Raw genomic sequence first — 18,903 nt, 5'->3', positions numbered from 1 at the left:
TACCTCTTTTAAAAAGATAGTAATTTTAAGGTGGAGGTAAAAATGGAAGCTAAAAGCCAAAACAATAAGAAAAAATATTTTATAGAAAAATTAAGTGAAAAAATCTTTTTAATTAGTGCCTGTGTAGCTGTTGTAAGCTTACTTTTAATAATAGGATTTGTTTTTTATAAAGGGCTTAGACCTTTTATATTAGAAGGATATTCTTTTACTGACTTTATCTTTGGTACACAATGGATACCAAGTGCAAATAAATACGGGATTTTACCTATGATAGTTGCCTCTTTAGGTGCTACAGTAGGTGCTTTAATAATTGGGGTTCCTATAGGAATTTTAACTTCTATATTTATAGCAGAGATAGCTCCTAAGAGATTTTCAAAAATAATGTCTGGTGCAGTTGAATTATTAGCTGGAATTCCATCAGTATTATATGGAGTTTTTGGACTAGCTATAATAGTTCCTGCAATACAAGATATTTTTAAATTACCTAAGGGACAAAGTTTATTAGCTGTAATTATAGTATTAGCAATAATGATGTTACCAACAGTAATAGCAGTTTCAGAAACTGCAATAAGAGCTGTGCCTAATGCTTATAAAGAAGGTTCTTTAGCTTTAGGAGCATCAAAGACAGAAACAATATTTAAAGTTGTTGTTCCAGCTGCTAAATCAGGAATAATGACAGGGGTTGTTTTAGGAATAGGTAGAGCAATTGGAGAAACTATGGCAGTTATATTAGTAGCTGGAAATACTCCAGTTATACCAACTTCAATAATGGATAGTGTAAGACCACTTACAACTAATATAGCTTTAGAGATGGGATACGCTTTTGGAACTCATCAAGAAATGCTATTTGCAACAGGAGTAGTATTATTTACTTTCATATTGATACTTAACTTAGTGCTTAGCAGAATTTCTAACAAGGGTGGTAAATAAATATGAGAAAAGTTAAAGATAATATATTAAATGGTTTAGTTTGGTTATCAGCCATATTTACAATAGGAATTCTAGTAGTTATTTTAGGATTTATCTTTATAAAAGGTATAGGAAAAATAAATTTAACATTTTTAACAAGTAATTATTCTGCTAAAGGCGGTGGCGGAATACTTCCTATGATAGTAACAACTTTATGGACAGTTTTACTTTCTTTAGTAGTAGCAACACCAATTGGTGTTTTAGGAGCTGTTTATTTACAAGAATATGCTAAACAAGGAAAAATGGTTAAGTTCATAAGATTTGCTACTGAAAGCTTAGCTGGTATTCCTTCAATTGTTTACGGATTATTTGGAGGTATATTCTTTGTAGTTGCTTTAAAGATGGGATATTCAATTTTAGCAGGTTCTTTAACAGTAGCAATTATAATTTTACCAGTAATAATAAGAACTACAGAAGAAGCTTTAAAAACAGTACCAGCTTCATATAGAGAGGCTTCATTAGGACTTGGAGCTACTAAATTTCAAACTTTATATAAGGTAATATTACCAAGTGCTATGCCAGGAATACTTTCAGGAGTAATATTATCTATAGGACGTATAATAGGTGAATCAGCTGCTATATTACTTACTGCTGGAACTGTTGCTCAAATGCCAAAGGGAATTTTCTCAAGTGCAAGAACACTTACAGTTCAAGCATACCTTGTAACAAAGGAAAAAGGTGATATAGAAACTGCAGCGGCAGTTGGAATAGTTCTTATAGTTATAATATTAGTACTAAATATTTCAGCTAAGTTAATAGCTAAAAAATTTAATAAGGCAAACTATTAATTTAAGGTGGTATTAAGATGAGCGATAAAAATATAAAAATTCAAGTAAGAGATTTAGATTTATTTTACGGAAGTAATCATGCATTAAAAAAAATTAACATAGATATAAAAGAAAACGAAGTTACAGCTTTAATAGGACCTTCAGGCTGTGGTAAGTCAACCTTTCTTCGTACATTAAATAGAATGAATGACTTAATTCCTATAGTAAGAATTGAAGGAGAAGTTAAGGTTGATGGAAATGATATATATAAAGATAATGATGTTATAGCTCTTCGTACTAAGGTTGGAATGGTCTTTCAAAAACCTAATCTTTTCCCAATGAGCATATATGACAATGTTGCTTATGGTCCAAGAATACATGGAATAAAAGATAGAAAGGTTTTAGATAAGATAGTTGAGGAAAGTTTAAGAGATGCAGCTATTTGGGATGAAGTTAAAAACAGATTAAAATCTTCAGCTTTAGGACTTTCAGGAGGACAGCAACAAAGAATTTGTATAGCTAGAGCTATAGCTATGAATCCAGAAATAATACTTATGGATGAGCCAACTTCAGCCTTAGACCCTATATCAACATTAAAGGTAGAGGAGCTTATAAGAAAATTAGAAGACAAATATACTATAGTAATAGTAACTCATAACATGCAACAAGCTGCTCGTATATCAGATAAAACAGCCTTTTTCTTAAATGGAGAATTAGTAGAATTTGGTGATACAAATACTATATTTACAAACCCAAGGGATAAAAGAACAGAGGATTATATAACAGGAAGATTTGGCTAAAATTAAAAGAGGTGAATATAAATGAGCATAGATGATTTAAGAGTTAGTATAAAGGAGTTAAAAGCTTCAGCAAAAGAAATGATGGAACTTTGTGAGGTTGTTATAGAAAAGTCTGTAAATTCTATAATAAATAAGGATGTTGCATTAGCTAGAGAAGTTATGAAGATGGACGATGATATAGATAATTTAAGAAATAAAATCATTGAAAAATCTATAGAACTTATAGCTTTAAAACAACCAATGGCAAAGGATTTAAGAAATATATATGCTTTATCTACTATAGCTACTGAACTTGAGAGAGTTGGAGATTATTCTGTTAATATAGCTATGGAAACAATAAAAATAGACAAGGAAGAACACATAACAGGAATGGTTGGCATTCCTAAAATGAAGTCTGTTTGTTTAAATATGCTAAGTGAAGCTAAAAATTCTTTAGATAGTAATGAAACAAAATTAGCTTATGATGCGGCTTTAGAAGACAATATAGTTGATGACTTGTATAACGATGTTTATGTTAATTTATTATCTGCAATGCATAAAGACCCTGAAAACATAAATCAAGGAGTTAAATTGATTTTTGTTGCTAGATATTTAGAGAGAATAGGGGACCATATAACAAATGTATGTGAAAATATAGTTTATGCTATAAAAGGTGATATGACTGAACTAGGATAAAAATTATAATATAAAAAAAGATAATATTAACTTAATAGGTTTTACTTAATTAGTACTTTAAATTAAAGATATATCTATAAGTGGTATATCTTTTTTTGTTTTCAATATTGTGATAAGCTATAAAATAAGGTGATTGTTTTGGGGTAAAAGGAGGGATACGGATGTCAAATAAAAAGATATTGATAGTAGATGATGAAGAACATATTAGAGAACTTATAAAATTCAACTTAAAAAAGGAAGGATATGATATAGAAGTAGCTGTTAACGGAAGTGAAGCAATAAAAATCATAAAAGAAATAAAATTTGATTTAATACTTCTAGATTTAATGCTTCCTGAAATAGATGGATTAGAGGTATGTAAAGAAATTAGAAGAAATGAAAATACTGCAGACATTCCAGTTATGATGATTACAGCAAAGGGAGAAGAATTTGATAAAGTTTTAGGTTTAGAACTTGGAGCCGATGATTACATAACAAAACCTTTTTCAATAAGAGAACTTATAGCTAGGGTTAAGGCATTACTTAGAAGAAGTAATGTAAAAAAAGAAGAGAATATAATTAAATTTGGTGATGTTTTAGTTAACTTTAATACAAGAGAAGTAACAAAGGGTGATAATAACGTAGAATTGACTTTAAAAGAGTTTGAGTTATTAAAGTTACTTATAAAAAATAAGGGTAATATCTTAACTAGAGAGCTTTTACTTGATAAGATATGGGGATATGAATATATAGGTGAAACAAGAACTGTAGATGTTCATATTAGACATTTGCGTAAAAAGATAGAAAGTGATGATAAAAATCCACAGTATATACAAACTATAAGAGGCGTAGGCTATAAGTTTACTAGTAACAATCAATAAATAAGAGATAATTAAAACCTTTAAAATAAAAATAAAACCACTTGGATAATGGCAGCAATCTAAGTGGTTTTATAGCAATGAGATTTAAATTTTCAATTTGTATACATTATTTGTTAAGTTATAAACTTCTTTTAAATCTTTACCTGAGAGTAAATGATTTTTTATTAATTCTTTTGAACTATCATATAGTTCAAAAATTTCTTTAGCTTTATTCTTTTCCTCATATACTTTCCAATATCCACAAAAAAGACATTTACTTTTTTTACATTCCATAAAAGATTCTACATCTTTAACAGGAATTCCTAAGAAAATTCCAAGTTCATGAGGACAATGAAAAATTTCATATCTTTTACATAAATGACTTAACATTTCATCAATATTCATATTTAAGTTATAGTCTAGTTTTTCTAAAAATTTTATGGAAGATTTTTTATATATAGTATTCATTAAATTAATTTCGTTATAAATTAATATAACTTTAGAATTTAAAGTTTCTCTAAGTAATATTGACTTTAAGTTAAGGTCTTTTAAAAAAGAATTTCCGTACATATTCCAAAGCTTATATAAATTATGTCCTTTTTTTGAAAGAGTAATGGTGGAAGAAGGTTTAATTCCAGTAATTACTGGAGATATTAAATAGGATATAAAAGATCTCATATATTTTTCGTTGTTAAGAGTATTTAATAGATTGAGAAAATCTGTATTCATATTTTCTTCTCCCACCTTTCCTTATTTATTAAATATTTTTGCTAAAGGTCTTACAATTTTCTATATCTTCTCCTTCAGGAGTATTATTAACCTTTAAAGTTTCTATAACCTTTGCTCCGTAGCCTTCCATTCTTTCTTTCCAATTATCCATCCATTCACCAGTTCCCCAGTCATAAGAACCAAATAATAGAACTTCTTTTCCAAATAAAAGACCAGAAATTTCTTCTACGAAGGGGTCCATTTCACTTTCTTCAATAGATTCACAGCCCATAGCAGGAGAGCCTAAAGCTAAAATATCACAGTTTTCTACATCTAGTGTAGAAGCATCTGAAACATTTAACACTTTTACTTCAAAATCTTTTTCTTTAGCTCCTTCAGCTATTAAGTTAGCCATAGTTTCTGTGTTACCAGAACCAGACCAAAAAATAATATTTAATTTTTTCATATATTATCACCTCGTAATTTCAAAATATTTATTATAAATGAAAATCAATTTCAATTAACTTATGGTCTTATAATACAATAAGAGTAGTTATGTGTCAATAGTAAATGATAATAATTTTCAATAAAAATAAAAATAGACCTATTAAAGTTTTTAAAAACTTTAATAGGTCTTATTTTAACTATTTTAATTTAAAGGAACTTTTTAAAGATACTATTCTGTTAAATACTAAGTAATCATCACTTGTAAATTTAGGGTCAACATTAAAGTAACCATGTCTAAACAATTGATATTTATCTTGTATTTTAGCATCTTTAGCACTTGGCTCAATGAACCCTTTGCATATTGTTAATGAATTAGGGTTAATTTGCTCAAGGAAGTGCTTTCCTTCATTTTCTTCATTATCATCTAAGATTAATGGTTCATATAATCTAAATTCAGCAGGAATACAGTTTTTAGCATCAACCCAATGAATTGTTCCTTTAACTTTTCTTCCAGTAAATCCAGTACCACTTTTAGTTTCAGGGTCATAAGTACAGTGAATTTCTACAACTTCACCTTCTTCATTTTTTATAACTTCGTTACATTTTACAAAGTAAGCTCCCTTTAATCTAACTTCATTTCCAGGGAATAATCTAAAATATTTTTTAGGAGGATTTTCCATGAAATCTTCTCTTTCAATATAGATTTCTCTAGAGAATGTAACGGCTCTTTTACCAGCTGATTCATCCTTAGGGTTGTTTTCTATTTCAAGAATTTCAGATTCTCCTTCTGGATAGTTTGTTATAACTAATTTAAGTGGATTTATAACTGCCATAGCTCTTGGAGCAGTTTCTTGAAGGTCTTCTCTTATAAAATGCTCAAGCATTTGAGAATCTACAGTAGAATCTGCTTTAGCAACACCTATAGCTTTACAGAAGTTTCTTATTGACTTAGGAGTATATCCTCTTCTTCTAAGTCCTGCTACAGTTGGCATTCTTGGGTCATCCCAACCATCAACTATTCCTTCATCAACTAATTGTTTTAATTTTCTTTTACTCATAACTGTATTTGTAATATTAAGTCTTGCAAATTCTATTTGTCTTGGAACACTTTCCATCTCACATTCTTTAACGAACCAATCATATAGTGGTCTGTGATCTGCAAATTCTAAAGTACAAATAGAGTGAGTTATTCCTTCAATAGCATCTTCTAGTGGATGGGCAAAATCGTACATAGGATAAATGCACCAAGTATCACCAGTATTATGATGACTAGTATGAGCAATTCTATATATTATAGGGTCTCTAAAGTTTATGTTAGGAGAGCTCATATCTATTTTAGCTCTTAAAACCTTTGAACCATCTGCAAATTCACCTTTTCTCATTCTTTCAAATAAATCTAAGTTTTCTTCTATAGATCTATTTCTGTAAGGACTTTCTTTACCTGGTTCTGTAAGAGTACCTCTATATTCTTTTATTTCATCTGGAGTTAAATCACAAACATAAGCTTTCCCTTTTTTTATTAAAAGTAAAGCTCTTTTATACATTTCATCAAAATAGTTTGAGGCAAAATGTAATTCGCTCCAGTTATAACCTAACCAATTAACGTCTTCTTTTATAGACTCAACATATTCAGTATCTTCTTTTATTGGATTTGTATCGTCGAATCTTAAGTTAGTTCTACCATTAAATTCTTTTCCTAATTCAAAGTTTAAAACTATAGACTTTGCATGCCCTATATGTAAGTATCCATTAGGTTCTGGTGGAAAACGAGTTATTATTGTATCATGTTTTTTGCTATTTAAATCATCTATTATTATATTTCTTATAAAATTCGATGAGTGCTCAACGTTTGACATTTTTTTATCATCCCTTTTCTCTCATTTTTATATACTCATAAATATACCATAAAAAGAAAAATCTATCCATAATATATTAAAAATGAGCTTATAGTTTTTATAAATTAAATTTTAATCTTATAATAGTAAGTTTAAAAGGCTCTATATAATATTTCCAAATAAAATCATTTTTATAAATGAAAATGAAAAAAGTTCTGCAAAATGCAGAACTTTTTATTTATGAATAAACTTGCGTTAATTATCAATTATCTATTCATTTTTTGAGCTTTTCTTGCTTTTCTGCAAGCTGGGCATCTAACTGGATCGTTTTCAAATCCTTTTTCTTTGAAGAATTCTTGCTCTCCTACAGTGAATACGAATTCTTTTCCACAGTCTTTACAAACTAAAGTTTTATCTTCCATTTCTTTTACCTCCTGTAAAATTTACTAGGTACGTTTGAAATCTATACTATAAAACTAAAAAAAATAAATTTTACAGGACAGAAATAAAATACATATCTACTAAATTTTATTTTATATATTGATTATATCATATAGAAAATAGAATACAATACTTTTTACCTCAAATATTTAAATTTCTGAGGGGTAAAATAGGCTATTAAATATATGATTAGAGGGCAGATAAATAGCACTATTAGGAGTATATATTGATAATATCTAAGTAGTATAAATAGAGTGTATGAGTTCTTAGATATTATGTAGGAAAAAACATAAACAATTAATGAAATTAAGGCTATAAAATTACGTTTTTCTTTAATCCTATCTTTCCATATTGTGTATAATGAAAAAATTGTAATCAAATATTTTACAATCCATGAAAGAGTTGAGGAAATCATAATAAATACATTTCCATTTTCAACAAAGCCACCAAAGTAAATTCTTTGAGTTTGAACATATTGAGGATAAAAAATATTAGAAGAACGCAAAGAACCTAAGGTTGAAATTAATATAACTACATATAAAGCACAAAAGGCTGAAGTTAATAATATTGTTATTATGGAAACTTTTTTTAAGTTTTTCTTATCATCTATTCTTGGAAGGATAGGTAAAACTATGGCTAAACTAGATAAAGAAGATAGTTGTGATAAGGTGCATAGAGCATATTCTGAAAGCCTTCTATCTTTAAACATAGGTAAAAGAAAGGTGTAATCTATATACCTTATATTTAAAAGTGCTAAAAGAAGGTTAATTATAAGCAAAATGCTTACACAAACTATACATATAATTAGTATGCTATTAAATCTATTTTTCCCTATTAAAAATACTGTACCTATAAAAAACAGAAGACAATACCATATTGGAGTATTACCAAATATGTTTACGTTTATAGAGGAAGAACTTATAGAGGCAGATTCTACGCATATTAAAACTAAGGTTATTGAAAAAACTATTAAATATATATTTCCTAAAGGTCTTCCAAGAGCTATATAGCAAGTTTCTTTAAAATCATAATAATTTATTTTTGATATAGCACTAAAAATAAAGGAAGCTATTAAAAAAAATATAATTCCAGATATTATAGTGAAAATCCAAGTATCTCTTCCCCCAAGCTTTATAAAAAGGGAGGTGTAGTTTACTAAAGAAGTACTTATAGCTGCTATTATAAAAAATACAAAGTGTCTAGAAGTTAGCTTTCCCAAAAATAAATCACCTCATTTCTTTTGTAATTTCAAATTTTAGTATTCTCAAAAAAATGAATATTAAACATAATACTAGAGGATAATATTTTTGGGTGATAAATTAATGCAAAAACAATTAGATTTTTTAAAGGAAAAATTAAAGGACAGTTTTGATGTTAAATATAGGGAGGTGGAAACAGCTTTAGGAAAGGCTACAATAGTTTTTATGGATGTTTTATGTTCAACTCAATTTATAAGTGAGTATGTTATAAAACCATTAACTTTAGTTAAAGAGGGAATAAAAAATGAAGAGGATATTATAACTAAGGTAATAGATATAAACATAACAGATTGGTCAAAGGATAAAAATGATACCTTGTTACATGTTTTATCAGGAGATGTAGTAATAATATTTGATAAGTATGAAAAGGTTATTTATTGTGAAACTAAGGGTTATTCAAGAAGAGGTATAGGTATACCTATTACAGAGGCCGTAATAAAGGGGCCTAGAGAAGGTTTTAATGAAGCTTTTGTTGATAATGTTACTTTGCTTAGAAGAAGAATAAAAAATCATAATTTGAAATTTGAACCTCTTTATGTAGGAGATGAAACTCAAACAGTAGTTTGCATATCTTATATAAAAGATAAGGCACCTAAAGAATTAATAGATGAAGTAAGAGAAAAGATTAAAAATTTAAACTATAAATTTATATTAGATACTAATTATATTGAAGCTAAGTTAAGGGAGGATAAAACTCTTTTTGATACCGTAGGATATACTGAAAAAGCTGATGAAGTAGCTGCAAAACTTTTAGAAGGAAGAGTTGGCATAATAGTTGATGGAACTCCTTTTGTTCTAACTGTGCCTTATTTCTTTATAGAAAATTTTCAAACACCAGATGATTATTATTTAAATAGATATTTTACTAGTTTTACAAGGATTTTAAGGTGGATAGCATTTTTTATTGCTATGTTTTTACCAGGAATTTATGTTGCATTAGTTACTCATCATTTTTCTGTTTTACCTAGTTTGTTTGTTTTTAGACTTGCTGTTGCTAGAGCTGGAGTTCCCTTTCCAATAGTAGCAGAAGTTATAATAATGATGTTATTATTTCAAATAATAAAAGAGGCAGGTTTAAGACTTCCACAGCCAATAGGAACGTCTATGAGTTTAGTATCTGGTCTTATTTTAGGAGAAGCTGCTGTAGGAGCTGGCATTGCATCTAGAATAACAATTGTTGTTGTAGCTTTAAGTGCAGTATGTTATTTCTTAATTCCTAAGCTTTATGGTGCTATATCAATTTGGAGTATATTGATAGTTATTGTATCTGCATTTTTTGGAATTCCTGGGGTTATTTTAATAAGTGTTGTTTTATTATCTCATTTAGCACATTTAAGAAGTTGTGATTATCAATATTTATTCCCTTTAGGAACCTTAAATAGATATAAATTTAAAGACATTATAATGAGAGGAAGACTAGATGAGATATCAAAAGATATAGTCGGTAAGGATGATAAAAATGAACCTAAAAAAAGTTATAGTTAGTTTTTTAAGTTTGGTAATTTTATTAATTACTTTTATAGGTTGTTATGATTATAAGGATATAAATAGGGTTACTTTTGTAACTAGTATCATATTTGATGAAAATGATGTTGGGAATATAGATATTTACTTAGATTGTGTAAAACCTTATAGAAGTTCAAATGAAAGTTCTGATAAGGGGAGAAGAGTTTTATATAAGGGAGAAGGAAAAACTGTTTTAGAAGCTATAAAGGATATAAATATGTATTCAAGTAGTAAATTAGATTTTACTCAATGTAAGGGGTATATATTTACAGAGAAAGCAGCTATGGGAGGAATAAGGAAATACATAGACATTATAAATAAAAATCAAGAGTTTATGATAAGACCTTATATGTTTGTTCTATTTGGTTCTCCAGATGAACTTTTAAATGAAGTTACTGTAGACGAGGAATATTTAGGTGTTTTTATTGATGATTTAGTTCAAAGAATGAATAAAAGTCCTAGAGTTGTAGCTATTAATGCTAATGAATATCTAGAAAATAGAACGAATTATGGAAATCTTTTAGTTTTAGGAGCTCTTAGTATAAGAGAAGATGTAGGAGAAAAAAGGTTAGAACTAAGTGGAGGAGCCTTACTTAAAAATGAGGTTTTAGTTAGAAGAATAAAGGCTGAAGAAGGAATGAGTTATAATCTTTTAAAGGGAGATTTAAAAAGTGGAACCTTAGAAGTTATGAATCCTCAAGACCCAAATACCTTTATAACTTTAGATATAAAGAGTGCAAAAACAAAAACTTCCATAAGTTATGATGGAGAAAATATAAATCTTTATAAAGATATAAAACTTAAATGTTTAATAGGAGAATCTCAATCTCGTCTTATAGTAGATGAAAAATTATTAAGTCTTTTAGAATTAGAAGAAGAGGCTATATTAAAGCAATATTTAGAACTCTTTTTTGAAAATTTTAAAAAGAGCAACATAGATATTGTAAATGTAGGTAACCTTTTTTATAGGAAATATCCTAATGAAGTTATAGAAAAGGAGCCTATAGAAATAACTAATTTAAAACTTAACATTGATATTGAAATTGATGGTACAACAATTACAGGAAACACTTTATAAAAATAATTTTATTTTTAGTCTTATAGAATTATGTATTTTAAAAATTCTATAAGACTTATTTTATAAAAAAATATATTTATTAATACAAGACTTTAGATTAATATTTTCATTTCTTTTAGAATATTATATATAAAGCAAGTTTTTACCTTAAAAAATACTATTAAGGGGTGTGGTAAAGATGATTCAACTATTCTTTAACCAAAGAGGGGCTGGAAAAAGTAAAAACCTAGTTAAACTAGCTAATGAAGAAATAGAAAAATCTAAGGGAAGTATTATATTTATAGATAATGATAATAAAATGATGTTACAGTTAAATAAAAAAATTAGACTTATAACTATGAATAATTATTCCATAAAAAGCTATGAGCAGTTTTATGGATTTTTACAAGGAATTGCTTCTAGAGATTATGATGTTGAAAGTATATATGTAGATAGTATAGCTGATATATTAGAAGAAATTGCTTTAGAAGAACTAGCTATGTATTTAGCAAAGATAGATGAGCTTAGTAAGGAATTAAATGTTAAGTTTTTTGTAAATGTTCATGGAGATGAAAAGGTTATACCAGAAAATCTTAAAAAATATGTTGCATAGAAAAATTTAAATTAGAAAATAATTTGATTTAATATATATTTTAAAATAGGTTATTTTATTTTTATATTGGTATAATAAGAACTATAATTAAATTTATAGTTCTTATTTTTTATTTGAATTTTTCTGTGATTATTTAATAGTTAAATTAAAAAAGCTTTTTAAAAATCAATTGAGAATTAATATAATAAAGGATATACTATATATTATATACTAAGCTAACTATAAGTAGCAGTAAAGAAGTAGACTAGAATTTTTTGGAGGGATAAACAAATGGCTAATGTGTTAGATACCTTAATGGAACGTGGGTACATAAAACAATTTACTCATGAAGCTGAAACAAGAGAACTTTTAGAGAAGGAAAAAGTTACTTTTTATATAGGATTCGATCCAACAGCAGATAGCTTACATGTAGGGCACTTCATTGCAATGATGTTTATGGCACATATGCAAAGAGCTGGACATAGACCAATAGCTTTAATTGGGGGAGGTACAGCAACAATTGGAGACCCAAGTGGAAAGACTGATATGAGAAAGATGATGACTGACGAAACTATAGCTCATAATGTTTCTTGTATTAAAAAGCAAATGGAAAAATTCATTGATTTTTCAGATGATAAAGCTATTTTAGTAAATAATGCTGACTGGTTATTAAACCAAAATTACATTGAATTTTTAAGAGAAGTAGGAGTTCATTTTTCTGTAAATAGAATGCTTTCTGCAGAGTGCTTTAAACAAAGACTTGAAAGAGGCCTTTCATTCTTAGAATTTAACTATATGTTAATGCAAGGATATGACTTCTATGTTTTAAATAAAAAATATAATTGTAAGATGGAATTAGGTGGAGATGACCAATGGTCAAATATGATAGCTGGAGTTGAGCTTGTAAGAAAGAAATCTCAAGAAAGTGCCTTTGCAATGACTTGTACATTATTAACAAACTCAGAAGGACAAAAAATGGGTAAAACAGTTAACGGTGCTTTATGGTTAGACCCAGAAAAAACTTCACCATATGATTTTTATCAATACTGGAGAAATGTTAATGATGCAGATGTTGAAAAATGCTTAAAGTTATTAACTTTTGTTCCAATGGAGGAGATAAATAAACTTGCAAACTTAGAAGGTTCAAAAATAAATGAGGCTAAGAAAGTTTTAGCCTTTGAAGTAACTAAGCTTGTTCACGGAGAAGAAGAAGCTACTAAGGCACAACAAGCAGCGGAAGCTTTATTTGGAAAAGGTGGAGATATGAGTAACGTTCCAACTTATGAAATGGGAAAAGATAAGTTAGGGTGTGAGCTTTTAGATATTTTAGTTGAAGCTTCAATTGTTCCATCAAAAGCTGAAGGAAAAAGACTTGTTAAGCAAGGTGGTTTATCTTTAAACGGAGAAAAAGTTGCTGATTTTAAGAAAACTTTAGAAGAAGCAGATTTTGAAAAGGGAGAAGCTTTAATAAAAAGAGGTAAGAAAAATTATAATAAAATAGTTTTACTATAATCTAAAAATACTAGAGTATTAGAATATATTTATTTCTTTTTAAAATAAATATGTTCTAAATACTCTTTTTTATTTCTATGGTTTTAAGGACAAACTTGTATATATAATTAATAAAAGTGTATAATAAATTACTGAATAAATTTAGAAAAATTTTAAGGGGAAATATAACTTATATTTAAAAATAAATACATATATGAAAGGTGATGAAATATGGCGTTATATGCTATTTCTGATTTGCATTTAGCACTTAATACAGATAAACCTATGGACATTTTTGGTGAGAAATGGCTTAATCATCATGAAAAAATAAAGAAAAATTGGCATGATAAAGTTAAGGATGAAGATACTGTTTTAATATCTGGAGATATTTCTTGGTCTATGAAATCTGAAGAAAGTAAAGAAGATTTAGATTGGATAAATAGTCTTCCTGGTAAAAAAATAATAGTAAAAGGAAACCACGATTATTGGTGGGGCAGTATCTCTAAACTTAATAGTATGTATGAAAATACAAAGTTTATACAAAACAATTTTTTCACTTATAAAGACTGGGCTATATGTGGAAGTAGAGGATGGATTTGCGAAGGAGCTGAAAAATTTACTCAAAAAGATAAAAAAATCTTTGAAAGAGAGAAGATAAGATTAAGACTTTCTTTAGAAGAAGCTAAAAAGGCTGGATATGAAAAGATAATATGTATGATTCATTATCCTCCTACTAATGAAAAATTTGAGGATTCAGCTTTTATTGATATATTTAAAGAATTTGGTGTTAATAAAGTTATATATGGTCATCTTCATGGAGCAGCACTTAAAGGTAGACTTCTAAATGAGGAGAGAGATGGAATAGATTATAAGCTTACAAGTTGTGATTTTATTGACTTTGACCCTTTGAAGATACTAGATTAAAGAAATTATTTCATGTAAAATTAAGATTTTGAAATATTTAGTTTTAATACTTTTTTTGGTATAATGAGCGAGGAGAGTTTAAAAAACTCTTTAAGAGAGTTAGGAAATAGGTGGTTCTATGGCTATACAAAATTGGAAAGACTTTTTAACTCCTTATGACCAAGCGGTAAGTGAATTAAAGGTAAAGTTAAGAAGTATTAGAAAAGAATTTAGAAGAAAAAATGAATATTCACCAATAGAGTTTGTAACAGGAAGGGTGAAGGAAGTATCTAGCATATTAGAAAAGGCAAATAAATATAGCATTCCTATAGATAGAATCCAATATGAAATGGAGGATATAGCAGGAATTAGGATAATGTGCCAATTTGTTGATGATATAGATACGGTAGTTAACATTATTAGAAATAGAAAAGATATGCAGGTTCTTTATGAAAAGGACTATGTTAGTAATGTCAAACCAAGTGGTTATAGAAGCTATCATGTAGTTATAAGATATCCTATAAATATGGCAGAGGGTCAAAGAGATATACTTGCAGAGTTTCAAATAAGAACTTTAGCTATGAACTTTTGGGCAACAATAGAACATTCTTTAAATTATAAATATAAAAAGAATTTGCCAAGGGATATACAGTTTAAATTAAAGCGTGCAGCAGATGCTGCCTTTACCTTAGATGAAGAGATGCTTGAGATAAAAGATGAAATAAAAGATGCTCAAACCTTATTTGAAGTTAAATCAGATATTATAAGTAGCATAATGAATAGTATATTAACTCTTATTTCTATAGGAAAAGTTGCTGAGGCTTCTAGATATCAAATAAGTCTTAATAAGCTTATTGAAGAGGGCGAAGTTTGGGAATTAAATAATTTATTGCATGCTGTGCAAAGAGATATAGATAAGTATAATATTTAAATAAAAGATTTTATACCACCTTAATTTAAGGTGGTATTTATTTTTTTTAAATCATCTATAAATATTTAATTTAAATTAACTAAGTAAATTTTTTTAAGTGTTTATTTTAAATTTTTGTTTTATATCTTTATATTTGATATCTATTGTTATATAATAATAAATGTAAATTAGAAAGTTGATGAAAACACTCAACTTTTATCGGAGCAACACATTATTTAAGGGTTAAAGTTATTGAGCATTTATCGAGAGAAATTTAGAATTGAGGATGTGTGATTTATGAATGCCGTTGATAGTTTAGAATTAAAAAAAATTAAGGAAAATCCTTTATATATAAGAGAAGTGGAGAATCCTACAGAAGAAATGCAATTAGAGGCTGTTAAGAAAAATCCTTTTACAATTCAATACATTGAAAATCAATGTGAAAAATGTAAGGAAGAAGCTGTAAGAAGAAATCCTACCACTATAGAGTATATAAAAGACCCTTCTGAAGAATTAAGTATATTAGCTGTTAAATCATTATGGAATGCTTTAAAGCTTATAAAAAACCCTTCAGAAAAAGTTATGGAAGAGGCTGTTAAGACAAAAGGATGGGCTATACAGTTTATAAAAAATCCTTCAGAGAAGCTAAAGCAAATAGCTGTATCTAAGGATTATGATTCAATAAAATACATAGAAAATCCTTCAGAGGAAGTTCAAATTATGGCCGTTAAAAATCATTGGTCAGCTATTAAATTTATAAAAAATCCAACTTTAGAAGCTATGAGATTAGCTGTTAAAGAAGATGCAGAGGCTATAAACTTTTTACCAAACTATACATATGAAGATTTAGAAACTTTTATAGGAGATAATATTAACGTTGTTAAATATCTTTATGAAAGTATAGATGTAGAAATGGTTGTGGATATACTTATGAAGAAGGTAGCAGAAGAAGATGTTGATGAATCTTATCTTTTAGATTTTATTGATTTAGAAGTTTTAGAAATGAATAAAGTTGAGTTTATAAAAGAGTATGGGAGTAAGAAAGCTAAGATAATCTTAGTAGATAGTATGTTATCAATATAAAAAATAATGTAAGGAAAAGAGTTTAAATTAAAGAGCGTATTTTACATTTTAAAGAGGGATTATTAAATAAGTTTCAAAAGAAATTTATAGAAAGAAGGTAAACTAAAGTGGATTTTAAAGAAGCGTTAAGTACAGTTAATTTAGTTCTTATGACAGGAGAAGTGCCTCTTTTAATAGGGGAAAGTGGTATAGGAAAAACTTCTTTAGCAAAGGAACTTAGTAAAATAAATAACTATCATTTAGTTACTATAGATGGAAATCTTCTTAAGGAAGGGGAAATAGGTGGACTTCCTATGGTAGAAAAAAAGGAAGTTACCTTTGATGGAAATTTAATAAATAAAAGCATAACAAGATATGCAACTCATGTAAAACTTATGGAAATTGATGAACATATTGAAAGAGGAGAAAAGGTTCTTTTATTTATAGATGAGTTAAATAGATGTGAGCATGCAGTTCAACAAGAACTTATGAACCTTATATTAAATAGAGAAATTAATGGATATAAGTTAAGTGAAGATGTGTACATATTAGCTGCTATGAACCCATCAAATAAATATGATAATTATGAGGAAAGTGATTATCAAGTAATTGAGATGGACCCTGCACAAGAAGATAGATTTGTTTGGATAGATATTAGTTCAAATTTAAAAGAATGGATGAGCTGGGCTATGGGAGAAGGAAAGATTCATGAAAATATAATTGAGTTTTTATCAACTTTCCCAGAATATTTCCATACACCAAATTCTTTAGATACAATAAAAGCAACTCCAAGAAGTTGGGAGAGAGTATCTAAAGCTTACAAAATTTACTTAGAAAATAGAAAAAACTTTTCTAAAGAAATATTATATAATGCTATAAAGGGAAACGTAGGGGCTACTATAGCACAAGAATTTATAGCTTATATAGGAAACCTTAATAAACCACTTATTTCTAATGAAGAAATTTTTGCAAGTGATGTTTTAGGATTTAATATAAGAGAAAGAATAATGAGTGAAAATCATTCAAGAATGTATATTATAGCAAAGAGTGCTTTATTCTATCTTGAAGGTTTAGAGGATTATGGTAAAAAGTTAGAAGTATTCTCTGATTTATTAGCTTGTTATCCTAAAGATTTAAGACTTGGAATAATGAAGGAAATAAAGAGTGATCACTCAGAAAAATTATATAGAAGTTTATTAAATGAAGATAAGTTCTTAGAAGCCTTTTTTGATATATATAGCTAGGTGGTGAGGCCTTATGGATTATGAAAGAACTAGGAGAAAACTTCTTAATATAGCAATGGAAGCAGAGGAAGAAAATAAAAAATTAACAGATGATTTTAAAAGAGAATTTTGGGATTTAATAGAAGGTGTAATAATTTCTCTTTATGACAAGGAAAATTCTTTTTTTGGTCAATTTTTAATTCATGTTAAAAGAGAAATAAGAACAGATATTAAATGGCCTATAGCAACTAAACCAGAAATGGGACATTTTACTATGGCTTTTAATCCTAGAATAATTTTAGAGTGTAATTTAGAAGAAGTACAAGCACTTTTAAAACATGAGGTATATCATATAATGATGTCTCATTATGAAAGGGCTAAGGCTTTAAGTAGAAAGTATTCAACTCTTGCAATTAGTATAGCTATGGATATTGCTATAAATCAATATATAAAAAGTTTACCACCTTATAGTAAAAGATTAGACTATGTAAACTTAGAATATAATATAGATTTAAAACCAGATATGCCAATGGAAAAGTATGCAGAAGAAATACAAAAAGCAATTGAAAGAAGAAAGAAATATGGAATTACAGATGATGATAATAATTCTGGAGAATTGGTAAGTCAAGAAAAGTCTCATGAATTGTGGGAAGAATCTACCATAAGCATAGATAGTTTAGAAGGAATAACTAAAAAAACTGCTATAAATGCTTATAAAGGAAAAGCTCCTAAAGACTTAGAAAAAATAATATTACAAATGAAAGAAAAGCCTGAAATAAAATGGAGTGAAGTTTTAAAGAAAATAATTCCTACAACAAGGGGAAGTTATAGAAAAACTATAACAAGAAAAGATAGACGTCTTCCTGAAAGATTAGACCTTAGAGGAAAGTTACCAAGCTCAATTCCAAAAATTTTAATAGCTATAGATATTTCAGCTTCTATTTCTGATAAAGAGTTTAAAAATATAATAACTGAAGTATTAGGAATTGTTCAAAATAAAAGAGCTGAGATAACGGTAATAGAATGTGATGATGAAATAAGAAGAGTATATGATTTAAAAGGTATAAATGATATAAAACCAAGAAGTAAGAAAAATGGTTCAACAAAATTTTCACCTGTCTTTAGATATATAAAAGAAAATAATATGAGAAATCATATTCTAGTTTATTTTACAGATGGGGTTGGAGAAAAGGAACTAGAGGTTAAACCAATAAATTATAGAACTCTTTGGGTTTTAACAGGTAAAGAAGATTTAAGTTTAAATCATCCTTTTGGTATGATTAAGCATTTAGAAAAGGAAGAAGAAAATAAATATACCATTACTGATGGATTACAAGAAATGAAAGAAAATCTACAAGAATGGGCAAAATAAATGAAAATAATAGCATATATTGATTTAATTAGAAATCAATATATGCT

At 27.7% G+C, this 18,903-nt stretch carries 19 protein-coding genes; 14 read left to right on the top strand and 5 right to left on the bottom strand.

Going from position 1 to position 18,903, the window contains the following annotated elements; genetic code table 11:
• Positions 1-42: 42 nt before the first annotated feature.
• The 5 genes from pstC to AC4FQV_RS08005 all read left to right on the top strand — a co-directional run bounded on the left by pstC (position 43) and on the right by AC4FQV_RS08005 (position 4,071).
• Entirely contained in the window at positions 43-930 is an 888-nt protein-coding gene (gene pstC / locus AC4FQV_RS08025) for a phosphate ABC transporter permease subunit PstC (protein WP_491137917.1), read from the top strand.
• A gap of 2 nt (positions 931-932) precedes the next feature.
• Complete coding sequence (pstA, locus tag AC4FQV_RS08020; protein WP_491137918.1) at positions 933-1,757, top strand: phosphate ABC transporter permease PstA; 825 nt, start codon at positions 933-935, stop codon at positions 1,755-1,757.
• Positions 1,758-1,774: 17 nt separating this feature from the next.
• The gene (gene pstB, locus AC4FQV_RS08015) at positions 1,775-2,536 is read left to right on the top strand and encodes a phosphate ABC transporter ATP-binding protein PstB (protein WP_491137919.1); all 762 of its coding nucleotides are present in this window, start codon (positions 1,775-1,777) and stop codon (positions 2,534-2,536) included.
• A 21-nt stretch (positions 2,537-2,557) separates the two neighbouring features.
• Positions 2,558-3,211: a phosphate signaling complex protein PhoU gene (gene phoU / locus AC4FQV_RS08010; RefSeq protein WP_491137920.1), complete on the top strand. Its 654-nt coding sequence runs from the start codon at positions 2,558-2,560 to the stop codon at positions 3,209-3,211.
• Between the two features lie 161 nt (positions 3,212-3,372).
• On the top strand, positions 3,373-4,071 hold the full coding sequence (locus AC4FQV_RS08005) for a response regulator transcription factor (protein ID WP_491137921.1): 699 nt from the start codon (positions 3,373-3,375) through the stop codon (positions 4,069-4,071).
• Between the two features lie 84 nt (positions 4,072-4,155).
• On the opposite strand, the gene AC4FQV_RS08000 is transcribed toward AC4FQV_RS08005, so the two are convergent.
• The 5 genes from AC4FQV_RS08000 to AC4FQV_RS07980 all read right to left on the bottom strand — a co-directional run bounded on the left by AC4FQV_RS08000 (position 4,156) and on the right by AC4FQV_RS07980 (position 8,700).
• Positions 4,156-4,779 (bottom strand): DUF3793 family protein, encoded by a 624-nt coding sequence (locus AC4FQV_RS08000; RefSeq protein WP_491165285.1) that lies wholly within the window; start codon positions 4,777-4,779, stop codon positions 4,156-4,158.
• Between the two features lie 28 nt (positions 4,780-4,807).
• Positions 4,808-5,224: a flavodoxin gene (locus AC4FQV_RS07995; RefSeq protein ID WP_491137923.1), complete on the bottom strand. Its 417-nt coding sequence runs from the start codon at positions 5,222-5,224 to the stop codon at positions 4,808-4,810.
• Between the two features lie 178 nt (positions 5,225-5,402).
• Complete coding sequence (locus tag AC4FQV_RS07990; RefSeq protein WP_491137924.1) at positions 5,403-7,061, bottom strand: glutamine--tRNA ligase/YqeY domain fusion protein; 1,659 nt, start codon at positions 7,059-7,061, stop codon at positions 5,403-5,405.
• A 245-nt stretch (positions 7,062-7,306) separates the two neighbouring features.
• Entirely contained in the window at positions 7,307-7,462 is a 156-nt protein-coding gene (locus AC4FQV_RS07985) for a zinc-ribbon domain-containing protein (protein ID WP_491137925.1), read from the bottom strand.
• A 155-nt stretch (positions 7,463-7,617) separates the two neighbouring features.
• A complete protein-coding gene (locus tag AC4FQV_RS07980) occupies positions 7,618-8,700 on the bottom strand; it encodes a GerAB/ArcD/ProY family transporter (RefSeq protein WP_491165284.1) in 1,083 nt (360 codons plus the stop codon).
• Between the two features lie 103 nt (positions 8,701-8,803).
• Here AC4FQV_RS07980 and AC4FQV_RS07975 point away from each other — a divergent pair, with 103 nt between their 5' ends.
• From AC4FQV_RS07975 to AC4FQV_RS07935, 9 genes are all read left to right on the top strand, one after another.
• A complete protein-coding gene (locus AC4FQV_RS07975) occupies positions 8,804-10,225 on the top strand; it encodes a spore germination protein (RefSeq protein ID WP_491137928.1) in 1,422 nt (473 codons plus the stop codon).
• Positions 10,200-11,324 carry a Ger(x)C family spore germination protein gene (locus tag AC4FQV_RS07970; protein WP_491165283.1) on the top strand — a complete coding sequence of 375 codons (1,125 nt, stop codon included), beginning with the start codon at positions 10,200-10,202 and terminating at the stop codon, positions 11,322-11,324. The genes AC4FQV_RS07975 and AC4FQV_RS07970 overlap by 26 nt, the downstream gene beginning before the upstream one ends.
• Positions 11,325-11,502: 178 nt before the next feature.
• On the top strand, positions 11,503-11,916 hold the full coding sequence (locus AC4FQV_RS07965) for a hypothetical protein (RefSeq protein WP_491137931.1): 414 nt from the start codon (positions 11,503-11,505) through the stop codon (positions 11,914-11,916).
• 270 nt (positions 11,917-12,186) lie between these two features.
• On the top strand, positions 12,187-13,407 hold the full coding sequence (gene tyrS / locus AC4FQV_RS07960) for a tyrosine--tRNA ligase (protein ID WP_491137932.1): 1,221 nt from the start codon (positions 12,187-12,189) through the stop codon (positions 13,405-13,407).
• Positions 13,408-13,617: 210 nt separating this feature from the next.
• Positions 13,618-14,310, top strand: coding sequence for a metallophosphoesterase (locus tag AC4FQV_RS07955; RefSeq protein ID WP_491137934.1), 693 nt, complete (start codon positions 13,618-13,620; stop codon positions 14,308-14,310).
• 118 nt (positions 14,311-14,428) lie between these two features.
• Complete coding sequence (yjbM, locus tag AC4FQV_RS07950; RefSeq protein ID WP_491137935.1) at positions 14,429-15,220, top strand: GTP diphosphokinase; 792 nt, start codon at positions 14,429-14,431, stop codon at positions 15,218-15,220.
• Positions 15,221-15,496: 276 nt separating this feature from the next.
• On the top strand, positions 15,497-16,282 hold the full coding sequence (locus AC4FQV_RS07945) for a hypothetical protein (RefSeq protein WP_491137936.1): 786 nt from the start codon (positions 15,497-15,499) through the stop codon (positions 16,280-16,282).
• 107 nt (positions 16,283-16,389) lie between these two features.
• The gene (locus AC4FQV_RS07940) at positions 16,390-17,505 is read left to right on the top strand and encodes an AAA family ATPase (protein WP_491137937.1); all 1,116 of its coding nucleotides are present in this window, start codon (positions 16,390-16,392) and stop codon (positions 17,503-17,505) included.
• A 13-nt stretch (positions 17,506-17,518) separates the two neighbouring features.
• Positions 17,519-18,856 carry a vWA domain-containing protein gene (locus tag AC4FQV_RS07935; protein WP_491165282.1) on the top strand — a complete coding sequence of 446 codons (1,338 nt, stop codon included), beginning with the start codon at positions 17,519-17,521 and terminating at the stop codon, positions 18,854-18,856.
• Positions 18,857-18,903 lie beyond the last annotated feature (47 nt).

This window comes from Clostridium sp. TJA038, assembly GCF_058310255.1.
Note: the sequence above shows the minus strand (reverse complement) of the source record. Positions and strands in the feature narration are given on the sequence as shown.

Excerpts from the sequence above, each read along its gene's own strand:
- AC4FQV_RS07955 (WP_491137934.1), top strand. The coding sequence starts at position 13,618 with ATGGCGTTATATGCTATTTCTGATTTGCATTTAGCACTTAATACAGAT.
- pstA (WP_491137918.1), top strand. The coding sequence starts at position 933 with ATGAGAAAAGTTAAAGATAATATATTAAATGGTTTAGTTTGGTTATCA.
- yjbM (WP_491137935.1), top strand. The coding sequence starts at position 14,429 with ATGGCTATACAAAATTGGAAAGACTTTTTAACTCCTTATGACCAAGCG.
- pstB (WP_491137919.1), top strand. The coding sequence starts at position 1,775 with ATGAGCGATAAAAATATAAAAATTCAAGTAAGAGATTTAGATTTATTT.
- AC4FQV_RS07965 (WP_491137931.1), top strand. The coding sequence starts at position 11,503 with ATGATTCAACTATTCTTTAACCAAAGAGGGGCTGGAAAAAGTAAAAAC.
- AC4FQV_RS07935 (WP_491165282.1), top strand. The coding sequence starts at position 17,519 with ATGGATTATGAAAGAACTAGGAGAAAACTTCTTAATATAGCAATGGAA.
- AC4FQV_RS07975 (WP_491137928.1), top strand. The coding sequence starts at position 8,804 with ATGCAAAAACAATTAGATTTTTTAAAGGAAAAATTAAAGGACAGTTTT.
- AC4FQV_RS07970 (WP_491165283.1), top strand. The coding sequence starts at position 10,200 with ATGAACCTAAAAAAAGTTATAGTTAGTTTTTTAAGTTTGGTAATTTTA.
- AC4FQV_RS08000 (WP_491165285.1), bottom strand. The coding sequence starts at position 4,779 with ATGAATACAGATTTTCTCAATCTATTAAATACTCTTAACAACGAAAAA.
- AC4FQV_RS07990 (WP_491137924.1), bottom strand. The coding sequence starts at position 7,061 with ATGTCAAACGTTGAGCACTCATCGAATTTTATAAGAAATATAATAATA.
- AC4FQV_RS07985 (WP_491137925.1), bottom strand. The coding sequence starts at position 7,462 with ATGGAAGATAAAACTTTAGTTTGTAAAGACTGTGGAAAAGAATTCGTA.
- tyrS (WP_491137932.1), top strand. The coding sequence starts at position 12,187 with ATGGCTAATGTGTTAGATACCTTAATGGAACGTGGGTACATAAAACAA.
- pstC (WP_491137917.1), top strand. The coding sequence starts at position 43 with ATGGAAGCTAAAAGCCAAAACAATAAGAAAAAATATTTTATAGAAAAA.
- AC4FQV_RS07995 (WP_491137923.1), bottom strand. The coding sequence starts at position 5,224 with ATGAAAAAATTAAATATTATTTTTTGGTCTGGTTCTGGTAACACAGAA.
- AC4FQV_RS08005 (WP_491137921.1), top strand. The coding sequence starts at position 3,373 with ATGTCAAATAAAAAGATATTGATAGTAGATGATGAAGAACATATTAGA.
- phoU (WP_491137920.1), top strand. The coding sequence starts at position 2,558 with ATGAGCATAGATGATTTAAGAGTTAGTATAAAGGAGTTAAAAGCTTCA.
- AC4FQV_RS07945 (WP_491137936.1), top strand. The coding sequence starts at position 15,497 with ATGAATGCCGTTGATAGTTTAGAATTAAAAAAAATTAAGGAAAATCCT.